At 42.9% G+C, this 13,294-nt stretch carries 11 protein-coding genes; 8 read left to right on the top strand and 3 right to left on the bottom strand.

Going from position 1 to position 13,294, the window contains the following annotated elements; all coding sequences use genetic code 11:
* The first annotated feature begins 158 nt into the window (after positions 1-158).
* The 7 genes from MB380_RS15790 to sufD all read left to right on the top strand — a co-directional run bounded on the left by MB380_RS15790 (position 159) and on the right by sufD (position 7,959).
* Complete coding sequence (locus tag MB380_RS15790) at positions 159-1,529, top strand: sensor histidine kinase (RefSeq protein WP_253526881.1); 1,371 nt, start codon at positions 159-161, stop codon at positions 1,527-1,529.
* Between the two features lie 87 nt (positions 1,530-1,616).
* A complete protein-coding gene (locus MB380_RS15785; RefSeq protein WP_253526879.1) occupies positions 1,617-3,764 on the top strand; it encodes a sensor histidine kinase in 2,148 nt (715 codons plus the stop codon).
* Between the two features lie 30 nt (positions 3,765-3,794).
* Positions 3,795-4,169, top strand: coding sequence for a response regulator (locus tag MB380_RS15780; RefSeq protein ID WP_253526877.1), 375 nt, complete (start codon positions 3,795-3,797; stop codon positions 4,167-4,169).
* A complete protein-coding gene (locus MB380_RS15775; RefSeq protein ID WP_253526875.1) occupies positions 4,166-5,212 on the top strand; it encodes an adenylate/guanylate cyclase domain-containing response regulator in 1,047 nt (348 codons plus the stop codon). The genes MB380_RS15780 and MB380_RS15775 overlap by 4 nt, the downstream gene beginning before the upstream one ends.
* A 262-nt stretch (positions 5,213-5,474) precedes the next feature.
* Complete coding sequence (gene sufC, locus MB380_RS15770) at positions 5,475-6,239, top strand: Fe-S cluster assembly ATPase SufC (RefSeq protein WP_253526873.1); 765 nt, start codon at positions 5,475-5,477, stop codon at positions 6,237-6,239.
* Between the two features lie 9 nt (positions 6,240-6,248).
* Entirely contained in the window at positions 6,249-6,629 is a 381-nt protein-coding gene (locus MB380_RS15765) for a RidA family protein (RefSeq protein ID WP_253526871.1), read from the top strand.
* Between the two features lies 1 nt (position 6,630).
* Positions 6,631-7,959, top strand: coding sequence for a Fe-S cluster assembly protein SufD (sufD, locus tag MB380_RS15760; RefSeq protein ID WP_253526869.1), 1,329 nt, complete (start codon positions 6,631-6,633; stop codon positions 7,957-7,959).
* A 100-nt stretch (positions 7,960-8,059) separates the two neighbouring features.
* Here the strand turns inward: sufD and MB380_RS15755 are convergent, their stop codons facing one another.
* The 3 genes from MB380_RS15755 to MB380_RS15745 all read right to left on the bottom strand — a co-directional run bounded on the left by MB380_RS15755 (position 8,060) and on the right by MB380_RS15745 (position 12,113).
* Complete coding sequence (locus MB380_RS15755) at positions 8,060-10,513, bottom strand: ATP-binding protein (protein ID WP_253526867.1); 2,454 nt, start codon at positions 10,511-10,513, stop codon at positions 8,060-8,062.
* A 229-nt stretch (positions 10,514-10,742) separates the two neighbouring features.
* The gene (locus tag MB380_RS15750) at positions 10,743-11,108 is read right to left on the bottom strand and encodes an Hpt domain-containing protein (RefSeq protein WP_253526850.1); all 366 of its coding nucleotides are present in this window, start codon (positions 11,106-11,108) and stop codon (positions 10,743-10,745) included.
* Between the two features lie 132 nt (positions 11,109-11,240).
* Positions 11,241-12,113, bottom strand: a complete 873-nt coding sequence (locus MB380_RS15745) for an AraC family transcriptional regulator (protein ID WP_253526848.1) — start codon at positions 12,111-12,113, stop codon at positions 11,241-11,243.
* 271 nt (positions 12,114-12,384) lie between these two features.
* Here MB380_RS15745 and MB380_RS15740 point away from each other — a divergent pair, with 271 nt between their 5' ends.
* Positions 12,385-13,290 carry a dihydrodipicolinate synthase family protein gene (locus MB380_RS15740; RefSeq protein WP_253526840.1) on the top strand — a complete coding sequence of 302 codons (906 nt, stop codon included), beginning with the start codon at positions 12,385-12,387 and terminating at the stop codon, positions 13,288-13,290.
* Positions 13,291-13,294: the final 4 nt, after the last annotated feature.

Genomic DNA, 13,294 nt, shown 5'->3' with positions numbered 1-13,294 from the left:
GGATTTTCGTTATTTTTGATTAAATTCAGAAGTGCAGGTAAGCAGTGCCCGCCACAACCGGAAACGCCTGCCATGTTTGGAGGCCAGGCAAACTAAGGTTATTATTACACCGCCAATTTAATTTATTAACCAAATGACTGACTAATTCTGCCCGTTTTATGAAATTTGATTTTAGTGACTTAGCGCAGAAAACCCTTTTTACCTTTTTAGTATTCAGGTTTCTTAGAACCTATTATGATACAGCAAAAAGGTTTCCTGAGAAGGATATGCTGCTGAAGCGGGGCTGGCTGTATGTAATTCCGGTTATTGTTATTTCGCAGCTTCCCTGGTTCAGATTTTTCAAATACCATTTCTACGAAATCTTCGTACTGATAGGGTCTTTCTTTATATATAAGGCCAGATACAACCGTAGCACCAATGTTTTATGGACAGCGGTTTTTCCGCTGGCAACTGTTTTTATTGCCAATGGTTTGCTGAGGCTGGTAGCACGGTCCTTTTTTAATGAATACTCTGAACTGTTTGACATTGCTCAGGGTTTTGCCGTTTGCTGGATGATTGGCTTTGGTTTTTATGCCCACAAGCAAAACAAAGTTGAGTTGCAGCAAAGGCAGAAAGCAGAAGAAGAACGCCTGCGCAACGAAGCCAAAAAGCTAGAGCTGGAATATCAGGTTGCCCAAAGAACAGCCGAGTTGCTAAAACAGAAAGAAGCGCTGGAAGAAACCGTTGAAGAGCTGATATCTACCCAGAAACAACTGGTGCAGGCAGAAAAAATGGCATCGCTCGGTGAACTGACGGCCGGAATTGCGCATGAGATACAGAATCCGTTGAATTTTGTGAATAACTTCTCTGAACTAAGTGTTGAATTGGCCAAAGAACTGCAAGAGGAACTGGAAAGAGACGAGCAGGACAAAGACCTGATTGCCGATTTGGTGAGCGACCTGGTGCAGAATCAGGAGAAAATTAACCATCATGGCAAGCGCGCGGCCAGCATAGTGCGCGGTATGCTGCAACACAGCCGGGCAAGCACAGGCCAAAAAGAAGAAACCGATATAAACGACCTGGCCGATGAATACCTGCGGTTGTCTTACCATGGGTTGCGTGCCAAAGACAAAACCTTCAATGCCGATTTTAAAACTCACCTGGACCCCGATGTGCCTAAGGTAAATATTATTCCGCAAGATTTTGGCCGGGTGTTGCTTAACCTTTTCAACAACGGTTTTTATGCCGTGCAGGAAAAAGCCAGGCAAAACCTGAACGGTTACAAGCCCACCCTTGAGGTAATAACCCAGATGAATAAAAAAGACAATGAAATAATTATTCGTGTAAAAGACAACGGAACCGGAATACCCGAGAGCGTAAGGAACAAGATTTTTCAGCCGTTTTTTACAACCAAACCTACGGGGCAGGGCACAGGGCTGGGCTTATCGCTGGCTTTTGATATTATCAGCAAAGGGCATGGCGGAACACTGGACGTAACGTCTGTTGAAGGAGAAGGAACCGAATTTCTGATTACAATACCGGTTGGGTAAAAAAATATCCGGGTATAGTCAACTCACCAATCGTTAAATCAAAATTAATCCAATACTCAATTTTAAAGAGATAGTTTTTTACCCTGCATGAAGCATATATACCTGTTGTTTATAGTTTTTGTAGTTTTTCAGAGTCAGGCTCAGAAAAAAATAGTTTTTAGCCCTGTAGACGATATTCCTGAAATTGGTGTTGGCCTGGCGAATCACTGGAAGTGGCACGCCGGCGATAACAAGTTATGGGCAAAGCCTGATTTTAACGACAGCTTATGGAACAAAATAACGGTTCTTGAGTCGATGAATGACCATCCGGATCTGGCTAAGGCGAAAATTGCTTGGTTGAGACGCCCGATGCAGGTAACCAAAGAATTTGTAAATAAGCCATTGACGCTCATTGTAAACCAGATGGGCGCATCTGAAATTTATCTTGATGGCGTATTGCTTCATAAACTGGGGGTAGTTAGTACCGACCCTTCTAAAGAAAAAACACAAGCCTATGCCACTGCACTGCCTATTAACATGGCCGATACCAATATACATGTGCTGGCAGTTAGGTACTCGTTTTCTGGCAATAATTTCTTTTATCCGGGCACCAGCTCGCAGATATTTGGTTTGAAGATTTTTAAAACACAAGACATCGGCAATTTTATAGAGAGAAAATCGCATCGGTCTCTTGGGTTTAATTACCTGTTTGCCGGGGTGTTTCTTGTTTTTGCCCTTTTGCATTTCCTGTTTTTCGTCTCAAACCCTGTCAAGAAAGTTAGCCTCAGCCTAGGTCTTACCATGTTGTTTCTTACCATAGGCTTTTTTCTTCGCGGTTTTGAGCAGATTCAAACCGATATTTCTAATAGAGAGATACTGAGCCTTATTACCCTGACGGCCACCTACCTGGGCATTTTGCTGATTAACGTTTCGTTGTATCAGTATCTCAATCAGAAATACGGCCCAATTTTTTATGCTGTGGCTTTATTGGTTACAGGCGGCCTATTGTGCAATATTTTTGCCATAGAATTGCCTTTGTATGTTGAGGTATGGTTGCCTTTTCTGCTGTTGTTTGTTGATTTCATCAGAGTTAGTATTCTGGCAGAAAAAAGAGGAGACTCTAACGCTAAAGTACCCATTTACTCGCTTGTGGTGGTAGCCTTTAGTGCGGCAGCCGGTGTTATTACGTTAATGATAGGTGGTTTTTCGGGTGCCGGATCAGATAGCGTTGTGTTAACCATAGGCCTGTTTATCATTGTGATTATGTTTTTCAGCATACCCATCGGGCTTTCGCTGTCGCTGGTAAGAGAGTATTCAAGAACGCATAAGTCTCTGACCAGAAAACTCATCGAAATTGAAGAACTATCGGCAGAAAACCTGGCTCATGAGCAGGAGAAACAACAGATACTGACCGCCCAGAACGAAATGCTGGAAAAGCAGGTAGCAGAACGCACAGCCGAACTGGCCAGGTCGCTGGATGATTTGAAAAAAACACAGACCCAGCTGATACAAAGCGAAAAGCTGGCATCCTTGGGAGAACTCACCGCCGGAATAGCCCATGAGATTCAGAATCCGCTTAATTTTGTCAATAATTTCTCTGAACTGAGCAAAGAACTGATTGATGAGCTCCAGGAAGAACGCGCCAGACCTGAACGAGACGAAGCGCTGGAAGAAGAATTGTTAGGCGACATTGCCCAGAACCTCGAGAAAATTAACCATCATGGCAAAAGAGCCAGCAGCATTGTGCGGGGTATGCTTGAGCATTCGCGCTCAAGTGCAGGCAAAAAAGAACCGACAGACTTAAACGCCATGGCCGAAGAATACCTTCGGCTGGCGTATCATGGGATAAGGGCTAAAGACAAGAGCTTTAACGCCGATTTTAAAACAGACCTGGATGCCAACCTGCCCAAAGTGCCGGTTATTGCACAGGATTTTGGCCGGGTATTGCTTAATCTTATCAACAATGCCTTTTATGCCATTAAAGATATGGAGGGTAAGGGGCAGGTAATTGTACAGACCCGGCAAATAGGCAACCAGATTGAAATAAAAGTAACAGATAATGGGGTGGGCATACCAGACGCCTTAAAAAGCAAGATTTTTCAGCCGTTTTTTACTACCAAACCTACAGGGCAGGGTACGGGTCTGGGGCTGTCGCTGGCGTATGACATCATTACCAAAGGCCACGGCGGAACCCTCAATGTAGAAACAAAAGAAGGAGAGGGAACAACGTTTGTTATCAAATTGCCTTATCTTTGACATAATAATTAATAGAATAACCCGGTAAAAATGAAAATTTTAGTTGTTGACGACGAAGAAGACGTAAGAACATTATTTCAGCAGCGCTTTCGAAGAGAGATACGTTCTGGTGAGTTTGAGTTTGCTTTCAGCGGCTCAGGAGAAGAAGCGCTTACGTATCTGGAAGGGCAGGATTTAGAGGCTATTCTTATTTTGTCAGACATCAACATGCCGGGCATGAGCGGGCTTGAGCTACTCAGGCAAATACGGTCTGAATCGCCCAAAGCACCGCCAACTGTGATGATGATTACTGCTTATGGAGACGAGCAAAGTCATGCCCAGGCCATGAGCCTTGGGGCGAACGATTTCCTGACCAAGCCTTTGGATTTTGCAGAATTAAAACAAAAACTTAAAAGCTCGATATGAACGCCAAAATAATGGTAGTGGACGATGAGGCAGATTTGGAAACGCTCATCAAACAGAAATTCCGTAGACAGATTCGAGAGAAAACCTATGAGTTCAGCTTTGCACAAAATGGTGTGGAAGCTCTGAAGATATTGCAGGAAGCACCGGATATTGATATGATACTGAGCGATATCAATATGCCGGAAATGGACGGCCTCACGCTGTTGAGTAAGATTTCAGACGTAAACCCGCTTTTGAAAGCTGTTATTGTATCTGCCTACGGCGACATGGACAACATCAGGGTGGCAATGAACCGGGGCGCTTTTGATTTCCTGACCAAGCCCATTAACTTTGAAGACCTGGAGCTTACCGTTGAGAAAACCATCAAGCACGTGATTCAGTTACGGCAGACACTACAGGCCATCAAAGAAAACAACATTCTTAAAATGTATGTAGATGAAACCGTGCTGAAATTCATGAACAGCCACGAGTTTGAGACCTCGCTCACGGCCAACGAAACCATAGAGGCTACCGTAGTTTTTATTGATATATGCGGGTTTACATCTATTTCAGAGAAAGAAACGCCCGATACTGTGGTGAACCTCATCAACAAATATTTTGATGTAATGGTGAAGGGTATCATAGAGCAGGGTGGCTACGTTGATAAATTTATGGGCGATGCCGTAATGGCTGTTTTTAAGGGAGATTACCACCTAGACCGCGCCATTGAAGCATCTCTGGCGGTGCGGTCGGCCATTGCCAAAATTGAAGAGGTATTGCCTAATCATGCTACTTATACGCCTAAGGTTTCAATTGGTGTAAACACCGGCGAGATGATATCAGGCAACATCGGGTCGGCTTCTTTGCGCCGCCTTGATTACACAGTAATTGGCGACACCGTAAACACTGCCCAGCGCCTGCAGGCAGCAGCCAAACCAAGCCAGATTATCATCAGCCAGGCTACCTACGAAAAAGTGAAGGAGTCTTTCAATTGCCAGGAGGTAGGCGAAACCAGCCTTAAAAACAAAGCCCAGGCGGTTAAATTGTATGAGGTAGTTGCATAAGGTTGCCTATATCTGCTTTTGCTTATTTGTTTTATTGCCAGATGTTTAGCGGCAAATGGGTTGTTTCTTGCAGATTTTGTTGATAATCAGTTAAATTTTAAAGAACATACGGAACGAGCAGCCCTTATTTGGGGTTATTAATTAAAAAAATAAGAATAGCATCTTGGTTATTTTGGTTGTATCTTTGCAGTTTAATTTTTAGAATCTAAAAGAGTACACAAACCGTCTGTAGTCAAGTATCATTTAAAATAAAGCTTAAAAAATGCTCACTATCAGTAATTTACACGCGAGAATTGAGGAGAAGGAAATATTACGTGGAATAAATTTTGAAGTAAAACCCGGCGAAGTTCATGCCATTATGGGGCCAAACGGCTCGGGTAAAAGTACGCTTGCTTCTGTTCTGGCAGGTAGAGAAGACTATGAAATAACCAGCGGTACCGTTGAATTTAACGGTAAAGATTTACTAGATATGTCTCCTGAAGAAAGAGCCGCAGAAGGCATCTTTCTTGCATTTCAGTACCCGGTTGAAATACCCGGCGTAACCACCATTAATTTCCTGAAAACTGCTCTGAACGAAATCCGTAAATATAACGGGCAGGAGTCGCTTGATGCCGCGCAGTTTCTGAAAAGAATGAAAGAAAAAGCGAAGCTGGTAAAAATTGACGACACCCTGCTGAAACGCTCATTGAACGAAGGGTTCTCTGGCGGTGAGAAAAAACGTAACGAGATTTTCCAGATGGCCATGCTTGAGCCGCAGCTTTGTATTCTTGACGAAACCGACTCTGGCCTTGATATTGACGCACTCAGAATTGTAGCCGAAGGTGTTAATAAACTAAGAGACGAAAACCGCTCTTTTATTGTAGTTACGCACTATCAGCGTCTGCTTGATTACATCGTACCAGACTTTGTACACGTTCTATACAAAGGAAGAATTGTTAAAAGTGGCACCAAAGAACTGGCCCTTGAGCTGGAAGAAAAAGGCTACGACTGGATTAAAGCCGAGGTTGATTCGCTTGAAGTAGCGTAAGTATCAGTTATGATAACCGTTCAGGTATCCGGCAGTCTGCAACCCGCAGGTCATTATGCACACGCCGTTGTGAGCAACGGTCTTGTTTTTACATCGGGCATATTACCCATTAAAATTAAAACTTCTGAAAAGCTGCCTGTTGAATCCGGAATTGAAGAACAGGCCGCCGTGGTTTTTGATAATCTGAAACAAATACTGGCAGAAGCCGGAAGCGATGCCACCAAGGTTGTGAAAACAACGGTGTACATTACAGACGGAGACCACTGGGGAGTTGTTAATCAGCTTTATGCCACTTTTTTCGGAAACCACAAACCTGGCCGGTCTATCATTCCTGTTAAAGAATTGCATTTTGGTTATCAAATAGAATTAGAAGCAGTAGCAGAATTATAAGATGAGTTCTATAGAAAATAAAGATTTAAAAAATCAGTTAATGGCTGATTTTCAGACCCTTGAGGCGCAACTGAACGGCAAGAGTGTTTTGCCTGTAAACCAGTTACGTATTGAGGCCATGAAAAACTTTGACAGGCTGGGTTTTCCCACTATCAAGCATGAAGAGTGGAAATACAGCAATGTTTCAGCGCTTACCAAACAAAATTATAATTTTGATGCGGGTTCTGATTTCAGCGATAAAGACTTACAGGATATTCACCTGCCTAATCTGAAAGGTAACGTTCTGTATTTTATAAATGGTGTTTTTCATGCCGAACTGTCTAAAATAGAAAGCCCTGGCGAACACCTGCAAGTGGTACCTTTTGCCGAAGCTCAGCAAAAAATGCCTGAAATAGTTAATCAGTATTTCGGGCAGTATGCCGACTACAAGAATGATGCTTTTACAGCCCTGAACACTGCCTTGGCAAAAGATGGCGTTGTGGTATATATAGCAGACAATAAAACGCTTGAAGAACCGGTTATTCTACGGTTTATTGGTGATACCCGCAAAGAAGACGTAGGAGCGCACGTACGGAACCTGATTGTAGTAGGTAAAAATGCAGAGGTAAAAATTGCAGAAGCCTACCGCACAATTGGTGATAACAGATACTTTATAAATACTGTTACCGAGTTTGTGCTTTTCGAAGATGCCCGCGCCGACTACTACAAAGTACAGAACGAAAGCGACAAAGCGCATCATATTGGTACTACACAGGTGTATCAGAAAGATAAAAGCTATTTCTATGGCGCTACGGTTACCGTTAACGGTGGCTTTGTAAGAAATAACCTGAATATTGTGTTAGATGGCGAACACATTGAAAGCCATCTTTTTGGTTTGTATGTACCCAGCGGTAAGCAACACATAGATAACCATACACTGGTAGACCACCGGAAACCTAACTGCCAGAGTAACGAGCTGTATAAGGGTATATTGATGGAGAAGTCAACCGGGGTGTTTAATGGTAAAATATTTGTGCGTGAAGATGCGCAAAAAACAAATGCGTATCAGAACTGCCGCAACGTGGTTACGTCTGACGAGGCCACTATGAATACCAAACCACAGCTGGAAATATGGGCCGATGACGTGAAGTGTTCGCACGGTACTACCACCGGTAAACTGAATGACGAAGCCATTTTCTACATGCAGTCGCGCGGGATTCCCAAAAACGAAGCGATACGTTTGCAGTTACTGGCCTTTGCCGAAGATGTGGTATCTCAAATCAAGATAGATTCAATCAAAGAATATCTGGAAGGTCTGATTACCGAAAAACTCGGTGTATTAAGCAAGTAAGATACAGCTTTTTATATAAAAAATACCCGGTGCACCTAAGCCCCGGGTATTTTTGTGGGCAGGGGTTTGGTGTGTATCAGAGCCCCTGTAAAATCTTTACCTAACGTTGCAGGTAATTCTCAATCTTGGTAAGAATTTCTTTCTGCCGGTACGGTTTCGGCAGGTAATCATCAAAGCCTGCTTCTTCCAGGGAAGAAGAGTCTTTCAGAAACACATCGGCCGTCAGGGCAATAATAAACGGCTGGTCGGTTTCCTGATAAATTTCCCTGATAAGTTTAGAGGTCATGATACCATTTATACCCGGCAACTGAATATCCATAAAAATCAGGTCATACTTGTTTTTTCTGGCTTCTTCAACGGCTTTTTCTCCTGTTTCAACAATATCAAAGTTATCCATTACCCCTTCCAGTATCCGTTTCAGAATCTTCTGGTTAAACTCGTTGTCTTCAACTACCAGTACGCTATGGTTAGCCAGAATTTTAGTTGGCTTAGTTTCCTGCTTTTGTACCTGCTTAATGCCGATATCGTTTTTAAATATCCATTTCTCAACCATTTTCATTAAGTTTTTCAACTTTAATGGTTTTATTAGCACTTCTTTGTATCCCCATTTCTCGCACGATTTAGCCTCTTTCTCATGGCTGTACGACATAGCCAGAACCGGCACACTTTCAGGGATACCCATTTCATGCAAATAACGGATGGTTTCTTCCATCTTGCCATTTACCTGCATAGAATCAATAAGTATCATTGAAGGCAGTTTTATCGGAATCTTAAAGAAACCCTCTACCGTGCTTGACGATATCAGCTCCAGCTTTTTATCTTTAAAATACTGGTTGAAGGTTTCAACGGCTTGCTCTGCATTTAACGACCAGATACAGGTATCGGCATTGGCGTACTTGTTAAACAAGTCGCCCATCAGAATAGGCCGGGAGTCGGTGTTTTCGTATGGAATTTCAAAGAAAAATTCGGCACCATGGCCGGCTTTGCTTTTTACGCCAATTTCACCGCCCATCATTTCGGTCAGGCGTTTACAGATAGCCAGCCCAAGGCCTGTACCGCCCGAATGCTTGTTGGTTAGTTGCTTGAAGCGGTCAAAGATAAGCTCTTGTTCGCCGGCTTCAATACCTTTGCCCTGATCTATTACCTTACAAGATAACGTGGGTTTGCCGTCTTTAATAATTGCAGATACCTTGATAGTAACCCAGGCGCCAACCGGCGAAAATTTAACGGCGTTAGAAATAAAGTTAAGCACTATCTGCCGCAGCCGGTTGCGGTCGCCTTTAACATACACCGGCAGATTAGGGTTAAGCATAACCCTTAACTGTATGCCTTTTTCAAGGGCAGTGGCATAGAAAACATCTACGCAGTCGTCAAATAACTCAACTGTCGAGAAAACCTCGGGCTGAATTACCAGTTCTCCGGCCTCAATCTTTGAATAATCAAGGATATCGTTAATCAGCGAAATGAGGCTTTCGCCGCTTTTCTTAATTATATTTACCAGTTCAAACTGTTCGTTAGAAAGCGCCGTGTTCTCAAGCAGACTCACAGCCCCGATAACGCCGTTCATGGGGGTGCGTATTTCGTGGCTCATGTTAGCCAGAAAAGTGGTCTTCATCAGGTTGTCGCGGCGTTCTTTTTCAGCCAGATGAATCAGCTGATGGTTAATATCCTGCAGGCGTTCTTCTACCTGCTCTTCAATGGTTACATCTTCAAAAATCCATATCCGGCCCGAATACCTGTTTACGTGTATCAGCTGCGTAATTACATTGTAGGTGCGGTTTATAGGGGCGGCAAATTTCCAACGCCAGCGGTCTATTGAGTTAGAGAACATCAGTTCCTGCATCCGGTTTTGAACTTCCTCTTTGTTCTGCAGTTTGTTAAGCAGGTTGCTGAATCCCTCTGCTATGGTTTGCGAGGTAATTGGCACATCAGAAGACAACCCGAACAAATCATAGGCTTTGGTGTTCATAAATACGCCATTGGCGCTTTCATCAACAAATACAATGGGTATGGGGCTTTTACTCAGAATAGACTCAAAACGTATGTTCAGTTCAGTGAGTTCGGTGGTGGTCTGGTAGGTAGATACAATTTCTTCAAACCGTATCTTGCTCAGCAAAGAAAAATAACGGTATCCGTTATTGATTGGCGTATCTGGCTGGCAGACTTTTACCAGCAAACCAGAGGTATGATCGGTTTTAATGGTCTGTACAATCACTTTCTTTTCAGTTTCTTCAAAACTGAAAAGGCCTTCGGTATCTTCAATTACTTTAAAGTTGCAATCGAGCATATCCTGAACCTGGAGGAAGGGAATATTGCGCCCGACCAGCTGAAGGTCTGATGAATGCGTTATAACAGCTTTATTGGGCTGAGGGAAATTAACGTAGTAGAATTTATCGGCAATATCGAGTTTTTTTAATGACTGAAACAAAACGTTCATCATTTTGTCGAAGGTATTCTGAATACCTATCGTGCTTTTAAAAAACCTGACATATTTATTTGCCCAGATGATTTGTTCATCCGGCTCAATAACCTGAGAATTGTTTTGTAGGCTCATAATAGCGAATTGCCTGAGATATATGACATCGTGCTGCAACAAAGATAACAAAAACCAAGCCAAGTAATATCTTAAAAATGCATAAACCTTCTGACATTAAACGCAAGGAGTGGTATTTGCCAACTGAATCAATAAAACAGTTACTATAAGTAACTTATAAAGCGAAACGGCCTGAAGATACCTGCCACCTGAGGGCCATATTTGGTGGCAAGCCTACAGCAAAAGACTATTAATTTAAACTGGTATATTCTTCTTTGATGATGCTGATGAAATCGGTTATCTCCGTAACCAGAGCCCGGGTTTCATCGTTGGCAATATTAAAGGCGGCGTCATTTTTTGCCTTATACTCAAAGGCCTTCATTTTGTCTGACAAATGAATACCGCCAACAAAACCCACAGCCGAGCTGATGGCATGTATTTTTTTTACGAGCCTGTCTTTATCTCCATCATTAAGCGCCTCTTGTATTTCTGCCATTTCTTCGGGCATCAGGGCTAGAAAATCGCCCATTACTTCAGACAGATATTCTGCTGTATCGTAGTTCTCTAATAAAAATTCTTTGTCCAGAACCGGGTTAAACTGATGTGCTTCTAACATATGGATTATTTGGGACGGATAATGCCATTAAAAGTTATAAAATTGAATGAATGAACGCAAAAACTTATAGTTTTTACAGCAAAAACAAGTGAATGAGCGGTGTTTTCATGATTAGATACAAATGTATTAAATTTAACGTAAAGAACCTGCATGATATTTACGAAGATATGCAGAGGGGGTAAGCTGGGTGCGGTTTTTAAATTGCCTGTTAAAGTTGGAAACGTTATTGAAACCATTGGCAAAGCAAACTTCAAGCACGCTCATGTTACCACTCTGGAGCATCCGGCAGGCATGGCCGATACGGATGTCGTTCAGAAATTCCGAGAAGGTCCGGCGGGTACGCAGCTTAAAAAACCGGCAGAAAGCATTGGTTGTCATGTTTGCTATGTTTGCTACTTCGTCAAGGCTCACGTCCCGTTCATAATTGCGCATCAGAAACTCAAACACATCGTTTATACGTTGGTTATCGGTTTCTTTTAATGTGCCTTGGTAAGCAATGCTAGACAAATACTCTTTGGCCGTTGATGCCCAGATAGCATTGAGTATTTCAAGAAAGGTAAGCAGTTTTTCGAATCCTTTTTTATGTGCAATTGACTGAACCAGGCCGGTGAGTGCATTGGCCTGCTGGTTTCTGATTCTAAAGCCTCTTGAGGCTTCTGTCAGTAAAGTTTTCAGGTGCTGGGTTTCTGGTATATCAAAGAAGGTTTCGCCCAGAATATCTCCTCTGAAATATACCGACACCGAGTGTGCCCGTAATTTTTCTGAATAATACTCGGCATCATTACGAAAAACATGCGGCAGGTTACTACCCAGAAAATAGAGGTCAAAAGGTTGGAAACGGTCTACGTTGTCGCCCACAAACTGGGTGCCTGTGCTTTCAAGCATCAGGGTTATCTGCCATTCGGGATGAAAATGCAGGGTGTCATAAAAATGCGGTATGTCGTCTACCTGTACACGAAACGACTCCGTTTCTGTTTTGGGGATTCGGAATAACAGGGGCTTCATAGAAATTGCTGAATGTCGATTCAGTAGTGCCGGATTGGCTTTTTGGCCCGAACATCCGGTTCGTGGCTAAATACGGAATCGTGTTTGTTAAATAATCTGATAACTACCGATACTGATAATAAATACTAATTTATCTGTATTTGTTGTAACTGGCAAATATATGGGGTAAAAAAGTATAAGTAATAGCAAAATGAGGATAGGTTTTTATGCAATTGAAATACTAGCTTTGTATCCTGAAAACAGAATTATTCATTTTATATACTCGTAAGTTATGAAACCAAACTGGACAGGCGTATATCCGGCCGTTACCACTAATTTTTTTCAGGACGAAAGTCTGGACCTGAAAACCTTTGCATTTAATATTGAAGAACAGATAAAGGCCGGTGTGCATGGCATTATTATTTGCGGTTCGTTAGGCGAAAACGGTACCCTGACCAAAGATGAAAAGCTGACCCTGCTTGATACTGCCAAAAATACAATTGCCGGCCGTGTGCCGTTGGTAATTTGTATTGCAGAGTGTATCACCCGCGAGGCCATTGCCTTCGCCAAAGAATGTGAGCGCGCAGGTGCAGAAGGTTTCATGCTGTTGCCGCCGATGCGTTACCCGTCTGATGACCGCGAAACTTTGCATTACCTGCACCGTGTAGCTGATTCAACAGATTTACCGGTAATGGCGTATAATAACCCACTTGCCTACAAGACCTTTATTTCTATACCGATGTTTCATGAGCTGGCGGCTAATCCGCATTTTGAAGCCATGAAGGAGTCGACAGGTGATATCAGATACATGACCGATATCATCAACGAATTTGGTAACCGTTTCAAAATACTTTCAGGTGTTGATGACCTGGCTTTTGAGAGCCTTGTGATGGGCGCTGATGGCTGGGTGGCCGGTCTGGTAGATGCGTTCCCGCGTGAAACCGTAGCTATTTATGAACTGGTAAAACAAGGCCGCATTGAAGAGGCCAGAGCTATTTACCGCTGGCACTTCCCGTTGATGCACCTGGATGTATCAACCAAGTTTGTACAGAATATCAAACTAGCCGAAGTAGCCACAGGCCTGGGTACTGAATGGGTGCGCGAACCACGCCTGCCATTGGTAGGTGAAGAGCGCGAACGTGTACTGAAAGTTATTAATGATTCACTGGCTAACAGACCTGTTTTACCACAATTCTGATTGA

Source organism: Emticicia sp. 21SJ11W-3, from assembly GCF_024138715.1.
Classification (GTDB): Bacteria; Bacteroidota; Bacteroidia; order Cytophagales; family Spirosomataceae; genus Emticicia; species Emticicia fluvialis.
This window is presented reverse-complemented; position numbering and strand designations above follow the sequence as displayed.

Coding starts and splice junctions, on each gene's coding strand:
- MB380_RS15790 (WP_253526881.1), top strand. CDS start 159: ATGAAATTTGATTTTAGTGACTTAGCGCAGAAAACCCTTTTTACCTTT.
- MB380_RS15785 (WP_253526879.1), top strand. CDS start 1,617: ATGAAGCATATATACCTGTTGTTTATAGTTTTTGTAGTTTTTCAGAGT.
- MB380_RS15780 (WP_253526877.1), top strand. CDS start 3,795: ATGAAAATTTTAGTTGTTGACGACGAAGAAGACGTAAGAACATTATTT.
- MB380_RS15775 (WP_253526875.1), top strand. CDS start 4,166: ATGAACGCCAAAATAATGGTAGTGGACGATGAGGCAGATTTGGAAACG.
- sufC (WP_253526873.1), top strand. CDS start 5,475: ATGCTCACTATCAGTAATTTACACGCGAGAATTGAGGAGAAGGAAATA.
- MB380_RS15765 (WP_253526871.1), top strand. CDS start 6,249: ATGATAACCGTTCAGGTATCCGGCAGTCTGCAACCCGCAGGTCATTAT.
- sufD (WP_253526869.1), top strand. CDS start 6,631: ATGAGTTCTATAGAAAATAAAGATTTAAAAAATCAGTTAATGGCTGAT.
- MB380_RS15755 (WP_253526867.1), bottom strand. CDS start 10,513: ATGAGCCTACAAAACAATTCTCAGGTTATTGAGCCGGATGAACAAATC.
- MB380_RS15750 (WP_253526850.1), bottom strand. CDS start 11,108: ATGTTAGAAGCACATCAGTTTAACCCGGTTCTGGACAAAGAATTTTTA.
- MB380_RS15745 (WP_253526848.1), bottom strand. CDS start 12,113: ATGAAGCCCCTGTTATTCCGAATCCCCAAAACAGAAACGGAGTCGTTT.
- MB380_RS15740 (WP_253526840.1), top strand. CDS start 12,385: ATGAAACCAAACTGGACAGGCGTATATCCGGCCGTTACCACTAATTTT.